Origin of the sequence: Enterococcus sp. JM9B (genome assembly GCF_009933265.1) — a bacterium.
GTDB lineage: Bacteria > Bacillota > Bacilli > Lactobacillales > Enterococcaceae > Enterococcus_C > Enterococcus_C songbeiensis.
Window position 1 is genome coordinate 31,768 of the sequence record NZ_MAEK01000008.1, and the last position, 17,256, is coordinate 49,023.

General features: G+C 39.7%; 16 protein-coding genes. 14 read left to right on the forward strand and 2 right to left on the reverse strand.

The genetic code is table 11. The annotated features are described in order from the left end of the window. Positions 1 to 456 precede the first annotated feature (456 nt). Both BAU16_RS02445 and BAU16_RS02450 read left to right on the forward strand, forming a co-directional pair. Positions 457 to 1,980: a YfcC family protein gene (locus tag BAU16_RS02445; RefSeq protein WP_048603135.1), complete on the forward strand. Its 1,524-nt coding sequence runs from the start codon at positions 457 to 459 to the stop codon at positions 1,978 to 1,980. A gap of 143 nt (positions 1,981 to 2,123) precedes the next feature. Then, positions 2,124 to 3,464, forward strand: a complete 1,341-nt coding sequence (locus tag BAU16_RS02450; RefSeq protein ID WP_048603134.1) for a M20 family metallopeptidase — start codon at positions 2,124 to 2,126, stop codon at positions 3,462 to 3,464. Between the two features lie 75 nt (positions 3,465 to 3,539). On the opposite strand, the gene BAU16_RS02455 is transcribed toward BAU16_RS02450, so the two are convergent. Next, the gene (locus tag BAU16_RS02455; RefSeq protein WP_137605831.1) at positions 3,540 to 3,761 is read right to left on the reverse strand and encodes a ferredoxin; all 222 of its coding nucleotides are present in this window, start codon (positions 3,759 to 3,761) and stop codon (positions 3,540 to 3,542) included. Between the two features lie 33 nt (positions 3,762 to 3,794). Between BAU16_RS02455 and BAU16_RS02460 the strand changes: the two genes are divergently transcribed. From BAU16_RS02460 to BAU16_RS02500, 9 genes are all read left to right on the forward strand, one after another. Further along, positions 3,795 to 4,811 (forward strand): helix-turn-helix domain-containing protein, encoded by a 1,017-nt coding sequence (locus BAU16_RS02460; protein ID WP_161526372.1) that lies wholly within the window; start codon positions 3,795 to 3,797, stop codon positions 4,809 to 4,811. Continuing rightward, complete coding sequence (locus BAU16_RS02465) at positions 4,804 to 6,189, forward strand: RecQ family ATP-dependent DNA helicase (RefSeq protein ID WP_137605833.1); 1,386 nt, start codon at positions 4,804 to 4,806, stop codon at positions 6,187 to 6,189. The genes BAU16_RS02460 and BAU16_RS02465 overlap by 8 nt, the downstream gene beginning before the upstream one ends. A gap of 73 nt (positions 6,190 to 6,262) precedes the next feature. After that, positions 6,263 to 6,871, forward strand: coding sequence for a LysM peptidoglycan-binding domain-containing protein (locus BAU16_RS02470; RefSeq protein ID WP_048603130.1), 609 nt, complete (start codon positions 6,263 to 6,265; stop codon positions 6,869 to 6,871). Between the two features lie 82 nt (positions 6,872 to 6,953). Continuing rightward, positions 6,954 to 7,634, forward strand: coding sequence for a (d)CMP kinase (gene cmk / locus BAU16_RS02475; protein ID WP_048603129.1), 681 nt, complete (start codon positions 6,954 to 6,956; stop codon positions 7,632 to 7,634). A 174-nt stretch (positions 7,635 to 7,808) separates the two neighbouring features. Further along, entirely contained in the window at positions 7,809 to 9,023 is a 1,215-nt protein-coding gene (gene rpsA, locus BAU16_RS02480; protein ID WP_048603128.1) for a 30S ribosomal protein S1, read from the forward strand. 195 nt (positions 9,024 to 9,218) lie between these two features. Then, entirely contained in the window at positions 9,219 to 10,529 is a 1,311-nt protein-coding gene (gene der / locus BAU16_RS02485) for a ribosome biogenesis GTPase Der (protein WP_137605834.1), read from the forward strand. 242 nt (positions 10,530 to 10,771) lie between these two features. Further along, a complete protein-coding gene (locus BAU16_RS02490) occupies positions 10,772 to 11,047 on the forward strand; it encodes an HU family DNA-binding protein (protein ID WP_048603126.1) in 276 nt (91 codons plus the stop codon). A gap of 225 nt (positions 11,048 to 11,272) precedes the next feature. Next, positions 11,273 to 12,139, forward strand: coding sequence for a VOC family protein (locus tag BAU16_RS02495; RefSeq protein ID WP_171000834.1), 867 nt, complete (start codon positions 11,273 to 11,275; stop codon positions 12,137 to 12,139). Between the two features lie 132 nt (positions 12,140 to 12,271). Next, positions 12,272 to 13,663, forward strand: a complete 1,392-nt coding sequence (locus BAU16_RS02500) for a glycoside hydrolase family 1 protein (RefSeq protein WP_161526373.1) — start codon at positions 12,272 to 12,274, stop codon at positions 13,661 to 13,663. A 55-nt stretch (positions 13,664 to 13,718) separates the two neighbouring features. On the opposite strand, the gene BAU16_RS02505 is transcribed toward BAU16_RS02500, so the two are convergent. After that, the gene (locus BAU16_RS02505) at positions 13,719 to 14,303 is read right to left on the reverse strand and encodes a polymer-forming cytoskeletal protein (RefSeq protein ID WP_137605836.1); all 585 of its coding nucleotides are present in this window, start codon (positions 14,301 to 14,303) and stop codon (positions 13,719 to 13,721) included. A gap of 249 nt (positions 14,304 to 14,552) precedes the next feature. Here BAU16_RS02505 and rpsN point away from each other — a divergent pair, with 249 nt between their 5' ends. From rpsN to BAU16_RS02520, 3 genes are all read left to right on the forward strand, one after another. Next, the gene (rpsN, locus tag BAU16_RS02510; protein ID WP_048603123.1) at positions 14,553 to 14,822 is read left to right on the forward strand and encodes a 30S ribosomal protein S14; all 270 of its coding nucleotides are present in this window, start codon (positions 14,553 to 14,555) and stop codon (positions 14,820 to 14,822) included. A gap of 122 nt (positions 14,823 to 14,944) precedes the next feature. Next, on the forward strand, positions 14,945 to 15,982 hold the full coding sequence (locus BAU16_RS02515) for a hypothetical protein (protein WP_137605837.1): 1,038 nt from the start codon (positions 14,945 to 14,947) through the stop codon (positions 15,980 to 15,982). Positions 15,983 to 15,990: 8 nt separating this feature from the next. Continuing rightward, on the forward strand, positions 15,991 to 17,250 hold the full coding sequence (locus BAU16_RS02520; protein WP_137605838.1) for a tetratricopeptide repeat protein: 1,260 nt from the start codon (positions 15,991 to 15,993) through the stop codon (positions 17,248 to 17,250). Positions 17,251 to 17,256: the final 6 nt, after the last annotated feature.

The following is a 17,256-nucleotide window of genomic DNA, read 5'->3' on the forward strand; positions in this document are numbered from 1 at the left end:
GATAGAATCAGGAGAGATCGAGTGCAAAGATAGCATTCGATCTTTTTTTTAATAAAATAGCAAAATATTGTTATTTTTGAGTGAAAAAAAATACATAATTAAGTGTAATGACAGGTGCAATTGAGCTAGATTGGACAGTTTATGCGGATTGGTGTATAAAAATTGAATTAACATTGCATAAAGCCAAATCCTTCACGTTTTAAAGGACGAGATTTTCATTTTATTTCTTTTTTGAAAGCGTTACAATTTTGATGGAAGCAGAGATTTAATAAAAATTTAAAAAGTCTCGCTTGAAAATTTTGAAGCATACGGTTACTCAGACGAAATATACATAATCTTGGGAAAAAGACGTTTTTAATTGATTCTTAATCCAAGTATGCAGATCGTTTGCGATTTGATAAAATAACGATGTCGGTGTAATTTGTATGTTAAAAAAATACAGAGAGGAAGAAAGAGATGGAAAATGTAAAAAAGAAAAAGTTTCAAATGCCTTCCGCGTACACGGTCTTATTCCTTATCATTGCAGTTATCGCGGTCTTTACCTGGTTCATTCCTGCGGGACATTACAGCGTTGATGATGCAGGAAATATCATTGCTGGTTCTTATGAACAGGTAAAATCAAACCCACAGGGAATCTATGATGTATTGATGGCACCAGTCAATGGGATGTTAGGAGTAGATGCAGGAGAATTTACGAAATCAACACCCGCTGCAGTCCAAGTGTCCTTCTTTATTTTAATCGTTGGTGGATTTTTGGGAATCATCAACAAAACCGGCGCTTTAGATGCGGGGATCGCCACGGTCGTGAAAAGATTTAAAGGCAAAGAAAAAATGCTGATTCCAGTATTAATGTTCTTGTTTGCTTTAGGGGGATCAACCTACGGAATGGCGGAAGAAACGATTCCATTTTATGCGTTGTTGATTCCGGTGATGATGGCAATTGGTCTAGATACAGTGGTTGCCGTAGCAATTGTTTTGGTCGGTTCACAGGTGGGCTGTCTTGCTTCTACTGTTAACCCCTTTGCAACTGGTGTAGCATCGGATGCAGTTGGTATTTCGATGGGGGAAGGAATCGGTTTGCGATTCGTTATGTTCATCGTTTTAGTCACGATTTCAATCATTTACGTGTATCGTTATGCCTCGAAGATCGAAAAAGATCCGACCAAATCGCTGGTTTATAAAAACCGCGAAAAAGACAACAAACATTTTGATATTGAAGCGATTGCCAATCAAGAAACGATGTCCAAAAAACAAAGACACGTTATGATTTTGTTCTTTGCTACCTTTATCATTATGATCATTAGTTTGATTCCTTGGACGATGCTGAATGAAAACTTCACCTTGTTTGAAAATATCACAGCATGGTTGACTGGTCTGCCAGTTATTGGAACAGTTTTAGGACAAGACATGTTGCCGTTTGGTGACTGGTACTTCCCAGAAATCACCATGTTGTTCCTATTGATGGCAATTCTGGTTGCTTTCATTTATGGCATGAAGGAATCCACTTTTATTTCAGAATTTATGGCAGGCGCTGCTGACCTTTTAGGCGTTGCAATCGTGGTTGCCGTTGCGCGGGGAATCCAAGTTATCATGAATCAAGGACTGATTACAGATACGATTCTTCATTGGGGGGAACAAGGACTAAGCGGATTGAATTCTGGTGTCTTCATCGTATTGACATTTATTTTCTATATTCCAATGTCCTTCTTGATTCCATCGACTTCTGGTCTGGCATCAGCAACGATGGGAATCATGGGACCAATGGGAGAATTTGCCGGTGTCGGTAAAGACTTAGTCATCACTGCGTATCAATCTGCTTCAGGTCTGGTGAATCTGATTACACCAACTTCAGCGATCGTTATGGGGGCGTTAGCCATTGCTCGTTTTGATATTGGTGTCTGGTTCAAATTCATGGGTAAATTGATTGGAATCTTATTTGTTGCTATTTGTGCAATCTTGGCAATTGCCGCAATGCTGTAAGATTTTCACTGGACAAAAATATTGAAGAAGTCTAACATGAATGACAGATAATCTGATAGGATCACCTAGCAATAGGAAATGGATTAGAGGGATTTCGATTATCTGATCGAAATCCCTTTTTAAATTTTATAGGAGGTAGGAAGATGAAACAATTTGTTACAGAAGAACATCAAAAAGCTGCAGTCCATGCATTGGAAGAATTGATTCAAGTGCCATCCGTTTTAGATGAATCTGATACTGGAAAAGGGCATCCTTTTGGCAAAAAAGTAGTGGCGGCTTTAGACAAGGTCGTTGAAATCTGCGATCAAATTGGCTTTAAAACATTTAGAGATCCAGATGGGTATTATGCCTATGCGGAAGTCGGTGAAGGCAAAGAACTTTTTGGCATTTTATGTCACATGGATGTCGTACCAGCTGCTGACCAAAAAGGCTGGGAAACAGATCCTTTCAAACCAGAAATCAAAGATGGAAAAATCATCGGGCGGGGTTCACAAGATGATAAAGGACCGTCAATGGCTGCGTTGTTTGCGGTAAAAGCTTTGATGGATGCCGGTGTAACTTTTAATCAACGAATTCGTTTTATTTTTGGCTCGGACGAAGAAAACTTGTGGCGTTGTATTGAAAAGTACAATGAAAAAGAAGAAGGCATCACACAAGGTTTTGCTCCTGATGCAGAATTCCCATTGATTTATGCAGAAAAAGGCTTACTGCAAGCTTATCTGACTGGTCCGGGAACAAATGAAGTCTTTGTGAAAGCACCGGGAGCACTGAACGTTGTACCGGATTCGGCTCCTTATAGCGGGAAACATTTAGCAGAGGTCAAAAAACAATTAGAAGCATTTGGCTTTGATTTTGAAGAAACCGCAGATGGACTTGCGGTTCTTGGAAAAAGTATCCATGCAAAAGATGCACCGCAAGGCACCAATGCGATCTCGCGTTTGTCTATGGCATTAGCAAACATTGTAGATTTTGGTCCATTGAATTTCTTAGGTAAATTAGTGAAGGAAAATGCGACAGGAGAAAATGTTGTCGGGAAAACGGTGGATGAACAATCTGGTGAGCTGACAATGAATATTGCAAGTTTAGAAATCACTCCTGAACACACAAAAATTGGAATCGATATGCGAATTCCGGTGACCTTTGAAAAAGAAGATTTAGTGGCAAAACTTTCAGAAAAAGTGAAAGAGTACGGACTAACTTATGAAGAATTCGACTTTTTGGATTCCTTATATGTGCCGATTGAAAGTGAATTAATTCAAACATTACTTGGGACATATCGAGAAATTACTGGAGACACAAGCGAACCGATGATTTCCGGTGGCGCAACCTTTGCTCGAACGATGAACAATTGTGTCGCTTTTGGCGCGATGTTTGCAGATACGCCAGACTTCATGCACCAAGCCAATGAACAATGGGAATTGGCAAGCATGTACAAAGTAATGACGATTTATGCAGAAGCCATTTATCGATTGTGTGGAAAATAAAAAAAGACTCAAAGACGGAAGTTTTCGTCTTTGAGCTTTTTTTTGTTATCTATTTTAATGAAGTTCCTTGTAAATCTACTGGAGTTCTTCCAGTAAGATTGCACGAACAGGACATTTTTGATAAGCTTTGGTCACAGCCACGGCTTCAGCTGGTTGAACGAATTGTTGCCGAGCTTCGGGTTCTTGTTTGAATAAAACAATCCCTTCTTCATCGTAGTCAAAAATATCTGGTGCGTAAACGGCACATAAACCGCAGGCAATACATCGTTCGGGAACGATTTTACATAGACGAGCCACTGTGGGTCACTCACTTTCTGGAGGAAGCATTCATTGAATACTTTTATTTTAGCTTTGTTTGCGGAACATGGCAAGTTAAAGCCAAGTTCTCTTTTTCATTTATTAAACGGCAAACGAACCACATCTATCTTATCTTTCGGCTTTTTTCATGATCTGCTTGCACTGAACGGTGTGTTGCCGAATTATTCACAGAAAGCCTATGAAAAAACATTAGCCGATTTGCTGCAAGAGCAATTATTAGAAGAAACGCTGGACGGGCAACTCCAGCTGACGCAAAAAGGCAGACAAAACGTGCCGATGCAAGCAACGATTTTGTCGCAGGTCGATTATTTTTCCTACGGTCGAAACACGGAAAAAATGTGGCGTTTTGTGCAGTTCGTTCTCCAAGTGACTTCCTATCTAGGAAAAACGAATCGGTACTTGCCTTTGGAAACATCTCCTGAATATACAGAGCGGGTGCGACAACTGGTCCGTAGGTCAGAGAATCAGTTGCCTAATCAAATCTACAAGGAATTGACGCAAATTTTTTCTAGGATGCCAAAAGAAGAAGCCAATTATTTGGCACAGACTTTTTCAGGGTATCATTTTGTCGGGCAAGCCTCCTATCAATTAGTTCCCCAAAATTTTCAAGAAATGCCATGGGCACAGTTGTTCCATGATAGCCGGGTTCATCATTTTTTTCACGAATTAGCGGGACATCCCGACTTTATACTCTATCATTTTTTGCAACCTTATTATTTTGAAAATGAAAATCAAAGTATGGGAAAAACCCGGCAATTATTTTTAAAGGGCTATTCAAGAGAGCAGATTATGAAAATACGTCACATAAAAAGCGGAACCATCAACGATCACTTGATTGAATGGGCATTGCGAACCCCAGATTTTCCCTTTGAACGGTTCATCTCGAGTCAAGCACGAGAAAAGTTGCAACAGCTTTCTGGGGAGTATCAGCAATGGGATTACCGAGAAATTACAGCAGCACTGGAAATTTCTTTTGAAGAATTTCGGTTGTACCAAATTATGCGGAAAATGGAGGAAGGTCATGCTTGAAGATTCGTTGAAAAGCTATTTTGGGTATGATACCTTTCGTCAAGGACAAAAGGAGACCATCACTGCGATTTTATCGGGGCAAGATACTTTGGCGGTTCTCCCGACTGGAACGGGAAAAAGTTTGTGTTATCAGCTTTCGGGTTATCTGATAGAAGGCTTGGTGGTGATTGTTTCCCCGTTGATTTCTTTAATGGAAGATCAGGTCAGCTCCTTGCACCAAACCCAAGAAAAACGGGTGATTGCACTGAATAGTCTGTTATCAAAAAATGAAAAAAAGTTTGTACTGACACGACTGAATCGCTACAAATTTTTATTTGCCAGTCCGGAAATGTTGTTGCAGCCGGAAGTTATTCGCGCTTTGCAGCAATGTACGATTGGTTTGTTGGTTATTGATGAAGCCCATTGTGTTTCTCAATGGGGAATCGATTTTCGCCCGGAATACCGGGAACTGCAACAGGTAAAAGACTATTTAGGAAATCCCGTTACCTTAGCACTGACAGCAACGGCTCCCAAGCAGGTTCGAGAAGATATTGCCACGACATTGCTTACCGAGAAGCATCAGGAGATTCTTTATTCTGTGGATCGCCCAAACATTGCCTTGTTTGTAGAAAAAACGACAGATAAACTGGCTTCATTAAAAACTATCCTTACACATTTTTCGGGATCAGGTATTATTTATTGCGCCACGAGGAAAAACGTGGAACAGTTGTATGAGCAATTGAAGGATCAGTGGAATGTCGGGTATTACCACGGGGGACTGGCTGCCAGTCAACGAAAATTATTGCAGCAACAATTTTCTACAGGGAAACTCCAACTTTTGATTGCAACCAATGCGTTTGGCATGGGAATCAATAAAGCGGACATCCGGTTTGTGATCCATTATGATTTGGCTGATAGTTTGGAAAATTATAGTCAAGAGATCGGGCGGGCGGGAAGAGACGGTCGCCCCAGCTATGCTCTGCTGCTTTACCAAGACGGCGATGAAAAGATCCATGAATTTTTTCAACATGCCTCACAGCAAGAGCGAATCGGATTGGAGCAGTTGTTTAATCATCAGGTGACTGAACAGACACCTCTGCAAGAAAAATGGCAAAAGCAAGCCGACCATTTTGGAAAATCTGCTGTTTTACAACTTTTGTATCAAAATGAACAGGCTAAAAAACAACGATTGCAAAAAATGCTTGCTTATATTGATGAGACGACGTGCCGCCGTCGCTGTCTGCTGGAAAATTTTGAAGAACGATTGACGAAAAAAGTCGCGAACTGCTGTGATCTCCATGCCGCTCAGCTTCCGCAAAAAGAACTACTACCTGAAAAAAAGACGAACCTACCGGATTGGCAAGAGATTTTACTAAAAATGTTTAAAGAAACAGATTGATTGCTTTTTTTCAAGACAGTCGTCAAATTCCTATGGTATAATTACACACGAAAGATTTTAGGAGGGTAACACATTGAGCAGAAAAGACAAACATGATGACGTTCAACCAAATGAAACGCAAGAACCGTGGGAACAACCGATCTATGACACAGAATACGATCAAAGTTCTTCCCGTTCACAGCAACGTAAGAAAAAACGCGGGACTTCAAAATTCTTGATTATTCTCGTTGTTTTATTGGCGCTTTGTATTGCGCTTCCAACAGCAGCGTATTTTTTTGTGATTAAAGGTGATCGCAGCAACAATACAGCAGCAAGTACCGAACAAACGACACAAGTTAGCGAAAGCACGAGCGAAACGACTGAAGAAACGTCTACTGAAGAGTCTTCAACGAGTGAAAGCTCAACGGAATCTTCTTCAACAAGTACTAGCACCAGTGAGTCTTCCTCTGATTCCAGCAGCAGTCAAGCAGTTGAAAATAATGCCGCTGCTGAAAATGACAATCAGACAAATAATCAAACAAACAATCAAACTGGTGAACAGTACACAACCGTTCAAGATGGTGAAGGACCAAACCAAGTTGCGGCTCGGATGGGAATCTCAGTTGAAGAGTTGTATCAATTAAACGGCATTGATCCTAATAACTTTATGTTGTATCCAGGACAAGAATTGCGCGTGAAATAAAGTTGAGTAAAAGCTGAACGTTTCCGTTCGGCTTTTCTTATGAATGTTTTTATTCTGTATGGAAAGTGTTAGGTGTCAGATAATGGAAAAAATCAATATCGCAATCGACGGACCGGCTTCTTCCGGCAAAAGTACTGTTGCTAAAATTTTAGCTAAGAAATATGGCTTTGTTTATACGGATACGGGGGCAATGTACCGTAGTGTTACCTATTTGGCGATTCAACATCAGGTGGCTTTTTCAGACGAGGAAGCATTGGTCCAGTTAATCAAAAAACATACGATTTCCTTCAAACAGACAGGGAGAGGACAACTTGTTTTTGTTGACGGCGAGAATGTGTCAAAAGTGATACGGGAACCGGAAGTGACCAACAACGTCTCAGAAGTATCCGCTCACCGAAAAGTGCGGGAAGAACTGGTTCGCCAGCAACAAAAAATCGCTGAAGCTGGTGGTGTGGTGATGGATGGTCGAGATATCGGCACCGCTGTTTTACCAAATGCAGAGGTCAAAATCTTTTTGGTTGCCAGTGCAGAAGAACGTGCCCAACGACGATACAAAGAAAATCAAGGAAAAGGAATCACAACAGACTTTGATACGTTGAAAAAAGAAATCGAACACCGAGATTACCTGGATTCTCACCGGGAAGTTTCACCGTTAAAACAAGCGGAAGATGCTGTATTAATCGATACGACAGGCAAAGACATTCCCGAAGTGGTCAAAGCAATTCGAATCGTAGTTGCAAAAAAAGGATACCAAGGCGCCTAAATTTCGCCCTAATTGATCTGTTGTTATCCAAAGAGAGACCAATCACGCATCCAAAGTGAAGAATTTCAAAGAAATAAGAGAAATCGCTTTATTTTTTCGCAAGAATATTTTACACTTAAAGTTGTAGTGTAAACGTAGAATTGAATTTAATTGTTGGTTAGGAGGACATTTGTTATGACAGAATTTGAAAACGGTCAAGTGGAAAATGGAAATGAAACAATGGCAGATGCATTGGAAAGTTTCCAAGAAGTAAAAGTTGGCGATATCGTCAAAGGTGAAGTGCTGGCAATCGAAGACAAGCAAGCAATCGTTGGTATCGAAGGTGCCGGCGTTGAAGGTGTCGTGCCTGCAAAAGAGTTGTCAACATTACCTGTTGAAGACATTGAGGAAGTCGTAAAAGTCGGCGACGTCTTAGACTTAGTCGTGATCTCAACGATCGGTAAAGATAAAGAAAACGGTAGCTACCTTCTTTCTAAACGTCGCCTAGACGCGAAGAAAGTTTGGGAAGATATCGAAAAAGACTTCAAAGAAGGAAAAGTCATTGAAGCACCTGTAACAAATGTCGTAAAAGGCGGCTTAGTTGTTGATGTCGGTGTTCGTGGATTTGTTCCTGCATCAATGGTAGAAGACCATTTTGTTGCTGATTTTGAAGAGTACAAAGGCAAAACGTTGGCTTTCAAAATCATTGAAATCGAACCTTCAGAAAATCGTTTGATTTTATCCCATAAAGCTGTAGTTGAAACAGAAAAAGAAGCACAAAAACAAGAAGTATTGGCTACAATCCATGAAGGAGAAACGGTTGAAGGAACGGTTGCCCGTTTAACAGACTTCGGTGCGTTTGTCGATCTTGGTGGTGTGGACGGTTTAGTCCATGTATCTGAAATTTCTCACAGCCATGTGGATCGCCCAAGCGATGTCCTAAAAGTCGGCGATTCCGTTCAAGTAAAAGTATTGTCCGTTGATCCTGAAAAAGAACGTGTTTCTTTATCAATCAAAGACACATTGCCTGGACCTTGGACAGATATCGAAGAAAAAGCAGCACCAGGTACGATTTTAGAGGGTACGGTTAAACGCTTGACAAGCTTTGGCGCATTTGTTGAAGTCTTCCCAGGAGTTGAGGGATTGGTTCACATTTCTCAAATTTCTCACAAACATATTGCTACACCTCATGAAGTGCTTAAAGAAGGCGATGAAGTGCAAGTTAAGGTGCTGGAAGTCAATCCGAATGAACATCGGGTAGCATTGAGCATCAAAGCATTGGAAGAAAAACCACAAGAAGAAAAAGAAGAATCCTATGAACTTCCTGAAGAAACAAGTGGATTTACAATGGGAGACATTCTTGGTAATGCATTAAATACGGATGATTCCGAAGACAAATCAGAAGAATAACCCGTACTTGCTGGGAGACATTAATCTGTTGAGATTAGTGTCTCTTTTTTTGAGAAGCAAGCGGCAGGTTTTTCCACGAGAATTTTACCTTGCAAGTTACCGGGGGATTAGGTAAACTAAATAAGATTGTAATGAATTTGGACAAATTTTCTGATGGAAAATTTCATACCAAAAAAGGAACTAGGGGGAATTAACATGGCGAATCCAACAATAGCAATCGTCGGTCGACCAAATGTCGGCAAGTCGACGATTTTTAATCGCATTGCCGGTGAACGAATTTCGATCGTTGAAGATACGCCGGGTGTTACTCGTGATCGTATCTATGCGACAGGAGAATGGCTGGGACGTGAATTTAGTATTATCGACACTGGCGGTATTGATTTAGGCGATGAGCCTTTTATGGAACAAATCAAGCATCAAGCAGAAATCGCAATCGATGAAGCTGACGTTATCTTATTTATTGCCAGCGGACGTGAGGGGGTAACTGATGCAGATGAATTAGTTGCCAGAATTTTATATAAAAGCAATAAACCAGTTATCTTGGCAGTAAACAAAGTGGATAATCCGGAAATGCGTGCGGAAATCTATGAATTTTATTCTTTAGGCCTAGGCGATCCATTCCCAATTTCTGGTAGTCATGGTTTGGGTATCGGGGATGTTTTAGATGAAGCGGTCAAACATTTCAGCACAGAAATCGAAGAGGAAGATGATTCGGTTATTAAATTCAGCTTGATTGGACGGCCCAACGTTGGTAAATCTTCGTTAATTAATGCAATTTTAGGGGAAGATCGGGTGATTGTTTCTGATATTGAAGGAACTACTCGAGATGCAGTCGATACTCATTTTACTTCGGATACCGGACAGGAATTTACCATGATTGATACTGCAGGAATGCGTAAACGGGGAAAAGTGTACGAAAGCACAGAGAAATATAGCGTGATGCGTGCGATGCGTGCGATCGAACGTTCTGATGTCGTCTTGATGATTTTAAACGGGGAGGAAGGAATTCGGGAGCAGGATAAAAAAATCGCCGGCTATGCCCATGAAGCAGGACGCGGAATCATTATTGTCGTTAATAAATGGGATTTGGTGAAAAAAGAAACCAATACCCTGCGTGATTTTGAAAAGGAAATCCGTGAAGAATTCCAATATCTGGATTATGCCCCGATTCTATTTGTTTCAGCAGAGACAAAACAACGGTTGAATAAATTACCTGAGCTGATTGAAGAAGTCAGTGCCAATCAGAATATGCGGATTCCGTCAGCAGTCTTGAATGATGTAATCATGGACGCAGTAGCAATCAATCCAACACCAACGGATAAAGGCAAGCGATTAAAGATTTTCTATGCAACACAAGTAGCAGTAAAACCACCTGCTTTTGTTATCTTCGTCAATGAGGAAGAACTGATGCATTTTTCTTATGCTCGCTTCTTGGAAAATCAAATTCGAAAGGCATTTGTCTTTGAAGGAACACCGATTAAAATCATTCCTCGCCGCAGAAAATAAAAGATTTTACCATAGTTGAATTTTTTTTTCAAAGAATAACTATTTTTTTAATAGATTTGTTTTTTTGATGGAAAAAAGACGGGTTAAAAACGCGAAAATCCTTGATATTACAACGTTCTTATGATAACGTTATATCAGAATATTGATGGTTATCAATATTTATCGCAAAGATTTGGACCACTCAAATTTTTGTGATGTGATGTTAAGCATCATAACCCTTTTGGAGGAGGTGAAATCATCCCATGGCAAACAAAGCAGAATTAATCGAAAAAGTTGCAGCAGCTACTGAATTAACAAAAAAAGACGCAACTGCAGCTGTTGACGCAGTCTTTTCAACAATCCAAGATGCTTTAGCTAAAGGTGAAAAAGTTCAATTGATCGGTTTTGGTAACTTTGAAGTTCGCTCTCGTGCAGAACGCAAAGGACGTAACCCACAAACTGGTGAAGAAATCAAAATCCCTGCAAGCAAAGTACCTGCATTCAAACCAGGTAAAGCTCTTAAGGACGCTGTGAAATAATGCGGCAAATAAACTCGTTGGGGCTCTAGAGCTCTAGCGAGTTTTTTTATTTTTCATCTTAAAAAAGCGGAAAATGAACTCCTGTCTAGTTTCTGTTTTTTGAGCAGGATTTTTTAGAGAACGCTTTATTTGTGCTACGCTTTAACTAGGCATTGATACTGCGGAAATTTTTATCTTTTTGAAGTTGAAATAGTATGTTCAGGTTAAGAACAGGAGGAGACCATGATGAATAAGAATAAAATGGCTTGTTGTCTGTGGATCGATGGTGCACCACAAGAAACTGCTGATTTTTATTTGGATATTTTTGATAAAAGTGAGCAAAAGCGTTCCTTGCGTTTTGTTGAAGATATTCACGGGCGCCCTGGTGAAATTGCAACGATTGAACTGAATTTAGCGGGAAGTGAATTTATTCTTTTAAATGGCGGACCAGAATTCACCCCAACACCGGCGATTTCTTATGTTATCAATTGTGAAGATAACACTCAGTTGGAAAATGTTTGGCAACGATTATCTGCTGATGGAACTGTTTTGATGGAATTTCAAGAGTATCCAGAGATTGGACTCTTTGGTTGGGTGGAAGATCGTTATGGTTTTTCTTGGCAGGTAAAAATTGGCGAGGGAGCGCAATCCATTACTCCTTGTATCATGTTCGCAAATGAACGCTATGAAAAAGCTCAGGAGGCCGTTACTGAATGGTTGACGATTTTTGGTGGAGGAACGGATTTTCGTTTATTGAATGATGATCAAACCACACAGCTTACCGGTTTCCATCTTTACGATCAATCGTTTCTTACGATGGATAGCCCAGAAGAGCATAAATTCGGGTTTTCAATGGCTAATTCCTTCTATATCTATTGTGAAGATCAGGATGAAATCGATCGTTTGTGGGAAAGCGTAACTAACGAAGGAACGGAATATCCCTGTGGTTGGATGATGGATAAATTTGGCATTTCTTGGCAAACCGTTCCACGAGATTTATCTGATTTATTGGACGATCATCATTTTGAAAAAGCGTATCAAACAACACTGGCTCTGTATAAAATGAAAAAAATCGACATTGAAAAATTACGCAGTGTTCATCGCAATGCTTAGAATCTAAGAAACCGGAGACAATCTTAAAAAAAGGATTGTCTTTTTTCTTTGCAATCGCTATCCTGATAATGAACGCATTCAGTGATTGTTAGAAAAACAATCGCTAAAGAATAAAAGAAATGAGGCAATCAAATGAGCATGTATACATTTCCAGAAAACTTTTGGTGGGGCTCAGCCGCAAGCGGTCCCCAAACAGAAGGTAGAGTCGCAGGAGACGGCAAAGGCGATAATATCTTTGATTATTGGTACGAAAAAGAACCAGAGAAGTTTTTTAATCAAGTAGGTCCGGGAAAAGCTTCGCAAGTGTATACCAAATATAAAGAAGACATTCAACTGATGAAACAAACGGGGCATAATTCTTTTCGGACGTCAATTCAATGGAGTCGATTGCTCCCCAATGGAACCGGAGAAGTCAATTCAGAAGCAGTGAAATTCTATCGCAATTATTTTGCGGAATTATTGGCAAATGACATTGAACCTTTCATCAATCTGTATCATTTTGATATGCCGATGCCATTACAGACAGCCGGGGGATGGCTCAATCGGGAAACGGTAGCGGCTTATGAAGTGTACGCCAAGACTTGTTTTGAGTTATTTGGCGATCAAGTAAAGAAATGGTTCACTCATAACGAGCCGATCGTTCCTGTTGAAGCAGGTTATCTGTATCAATTGCATTATCCAGAAGAAGCAAATATGACGCATGCTGTCCAAGTTGGCTATCATGAAGCGTTGGCTTCTGCTTTGGCAATTAAAGCCTATCATGAAAGCAAGCAGGAAGGACAAATTGGGATTATTTTGAATTTGACACCGAGCTATCCTCGAGATGAGAATAATCCAGCTGACGTAAAAGCAGCAAAAATTGCTGATGCTTTTTTCAATCGTTCTTTTTTAGACCCAGCAGTCAAAGGAAAATTTCCTCAAGATTTGGTGGATTTATTAAAAGAAAAAGGAATGTTACCGGAAATGCAAGAAAATGATTTGCAACTTATCCGAGAAAATACAGTGGATTTATTAGGAATCAATTATTATCAACCACGAAGAATCAAAGAAAAAGAAACACCAAAAGCTGAAAATCCTATGCCGGAAGATTATTTTGATGTGTACGAAATGCCGGGAAGAAAAATGAATCCTTATCGTGGCTGGGAAATTTATGAAAAGGGAATCTATGACATTTTGATGAATGTTCGCGACAATTACGGCAATATCCCTTGTTTCATTTCTGAAAATGGTATGGGAGTAGAAGATGAAGGTCGTTTCATTCAAGCGGATGGAATGATTCATGATGATTATCGGATCGACTTTGTTTCGGAGCATTTGAAGTTTGTGCATCAAGCAATTCAAGAAGGAGCTAATTGTTTAGGCTACCACATGTGGACGTGTATGGATAATTGGTCCTGGACCAATGCCTACAAAAATCGTTATGGCTTTATTTCAGTCAATTTAGCAGAAGATGGGAAACGGATAATCAAGAAATCTGGTTATTGGTTTAAACAAGTAGCGGATCAAAATGGGTTTGAAGAATAAAAAAAGCGGTCAAAATCATCTGATTTTGACCGTTTCTTTATGAAATTTTATTGAATTATTCAGCTACAGTAACGTCGCCGCTAACTGTTGCGCCGTTTTCTTCTAATTTAGCAGAATCTTGGAATTCTTTGCTTGCAAAAGTTACGTTACCTTCAACTTTAGCGCCATCCAATACAAAGCCGTTTGCTTTCACTTCGATATCGCCTTTTACAGTTCCGTGAACGATGTTTAAGTTTTCTGATTCAACAACGATCTTTGGTACAGTAATTGTATATTCATCTGTTACATTACGGTCTTCATCTTGAGAATACAAAGCTAATTTACGGTAAACAGCTTGTGTATCGTCACCTTTATCGTGGAATTCACCAGTAACTGTTAAGTCATTGTCAAAAGTTACATCAGCAGTTGCTGCTACGATCCAGTTTCCGTCAGCACCTAATGCTTTTTCAAGAACACTTGCTTGATCGCTGATTGAAGCAGTTGATGTTACTTCAACAGAAGAAGATGCTTCAGTTGATGCTGCGACTGAAGAAGAAGCACTTGATGATTCTTTTGTTCCTTCATCTGCGCCACAAGCTGTTAAAACACCGCCTGTTGCTAATAATGCTGCTGCGAACGTTACGACTTTCACGAATTTCATAAAAAAATCTCCCCTAAAAAAAGTTTTTGTTTGATACAATGAAAATAATAAGCGTTCCAACCTCATTCGTCAACTATAAATACTTATTTTTACTTTGTGAATAAATTGACGCACGAATTAGATTAGACAGAAGAAGAGCAATTGATTGTCAATTAAAGGAAATCGTGCTATGCTTTCAAAACGTAAAGATTACAGTTTATGAAAAGCTCATTGGTTGAAAAAACAATTTAAAAATGGAAGGAATTTATAATGGCAAAAAAATCCAAAATCGTTAAAGCGCAAAAACAACTAGCGCTAATCGAAAAATATGCAGCAGTACGCTTTGAATTGAAACAACAAGGAGATTATGCTGCTTTAGCGAAATTACCAAAAGATGCAAATCCTAATCGTTTGAAAAATCGTGATTTGATCGATGGTCGCCCCCGCGGCTACATGCGTAAATTCGGTATGTCACGGATCAATTTCCGTCAATTAGCCCACGAAGGAAAGATACCCGGAGTGACAAAAGCCAGTTGGTAAGATAAAAATTTAAAAAAGATGAACTGTGGAAAATCTAACTGAATGATTTTCCACTTTTTGATTTCCCTTAAATTTTTTATTTCTGAGAAATTAATGATACACTGACAGGGGAGGGGAAAAGGATGCGCAGTCAATTCAAAAAACAGCAACAATCGTCAACAATTATTTATGGTGAACCGCTTGCTGCCAGCCTACCGACAGCAGCATTGTCCGGCAAACATGTACTTGTTGTAACCAATCAAAAATATTATGACCATTTTTTTGATAAAATCAGTCGAGTGTTGCAATCGGCGGAGGATTTGGATTGGTATATCGTGACCAACCAAGTCTATTGTAATAATTTAAATGAAATGATGGATCTATTGTCCTTTTTAGAAAAATTTCCTGAAAATAAAGAGTATTTACTAATAGGGTTTGGCAATGAAGGCGTGATGCAGCTGGTAGGCTTTTTGCAACAGACGATTCGCATGCGAGGAAATTATTGGACGATTCCTGCATCTGTTCGAGCTTTGGCAAGTTGTTTGACGGCTCATTCATCCATTGTAAAAAAAGGCAATCAAGCCATTTTACAAGTTAAAAATCTGCCGGAATTCATTTTTTATGATCAAACAATTTCGGAAGGTCAAAAAGATGGTAAGCTGGTGGATTTCCTAACCCTGATTCGTTGTGGTCTCGTTTGTGATTATCCTTTTTTACAAAACCTATACAGAAATTTTCCCACGAGTAATCAAATTGAAACGCGTTCATTTACCGCCTTATTGCAGGATGTGCTCCGTTTTTATCAGGAAACATCGGTTGAAACTTTCGGGTCGCTTTTTGAGCAGGCTTTTTATGAAACTGAGAATGGTCACTTGCTTTCGGCAAATATGAAACGATTGTACGGAGTGATTTTCCAGCTGCTTTGGAGTGACTGCGAGGTGCCATTGAATTTTCAATTGGAGAATTTTATGAAATGGCTAAGTCATCTAGGTTACCCGATCCATTTACCGCAACAGCTATCCCTTAGTGAATATTGCGAAAACGTGGTAAAATTAAGTCAAAGAACCGATGCACCTATTGTATTGACTGCTATCGGAAAAATCGGCGGCAGAAAATTGCCGAGGGATGAGGCGTTAATCGCCATGATGCAAAAGTACCAACAAATTCTAAATAAGATTTGAGGAAAACCATGGAACAATCATACAGTGAACAAATGCTGACGGCACTTGAAAATGAAGATCTCGTCGCTGCTCAGTTAGCATTTAATCAAGCATTAGTAAAAGATCAGCCGGAAGAGTTGGCACAATTAGGAGAACAACTGCTGCAATTGGGTTTTTTGGAAGAAGCACAGCAGCTATTTGAGCGTCTCGTAGAACAAACAAAAAGTCCGGAATTTTATCTGCCTTTAGCAGAAATCGCCATTGAGAATGATCAGATTGACACCGCATTTGAGTTCATTGAAAAAATTCCTAAAGACAATGATTTTTATCCAGAAGCACTGTTGCTTTCAGCGGATTTGTATCAGGTTTTGGGAATACCGGAAGTCAGCGAAGCAAAATTGAATGAAGCTGCAAAATTATTGCCGGATGAACCATTGATTCAGTTTGCATTGGCAGAATTATATTTTACAACGGAGCGTTTTTCAGAGGCTGCGACACTTTATCAGATGTTGTTGGCTGCAAAAGTCAAAGAAATGGCAAATGTCTCGTTGGAGGAACGTCTTGGTAGTGCCCTTAGCTTAGAAGGGAAGTTTGAAGAAGCTGTCGTGCATATGGAAAAAGCTTTGCAGGAAGAAGTCACTGATGATCGACTGTTTCAAACAGCTTTTGTTTATTTGCAATTAAAAGAAAATCAGCAAGCCATCCACTATTTGCAACAGCTGCGGACATTAAATCCTCAGTATCAGTCTTTATATCTGTATTTGGCGCAAGCATTACAGGAAGAAGAGCTGTTGGAGGAAGCGCAGGAAGTAATTGAAGAAGGGTTAAAGGAAAATCCTTTCCAAATCGATTTTTATCAATTTGCATCAGAAAATGCCTTTCGATTGCATGAAGAAGAAAAGGCAGAGAAATTTTTGATTCAAGCATTGGAAATCGGTGAAAAAACCGATGAAACGTTATTGATGCTCAGCAATCTGTATCTTAAAGAAGAACGATTCGATGAGGTAGTCACAACGATCGAAAAGATGGAAAACCCCGATGATGCGTTTGCACAATGGAATTTGGCACATGCCTACAATGAATTAGAAGATTTTACCGAAGCAGCTATACATTATGAACAAGCCAATGTTTCATTGCAGCATGAACCGGAATTTATGAAGGAATATGGACTCTTTTTACGAGAAGAAGGACGATTAGCTGAGGCACTTTCGTTGTTTACCCATTATTTAAGCCATGAACCGGGAGATTTGGAGGTCCAATCGATTATTGACGCCTTAACAGAAGGATAGGTGAGG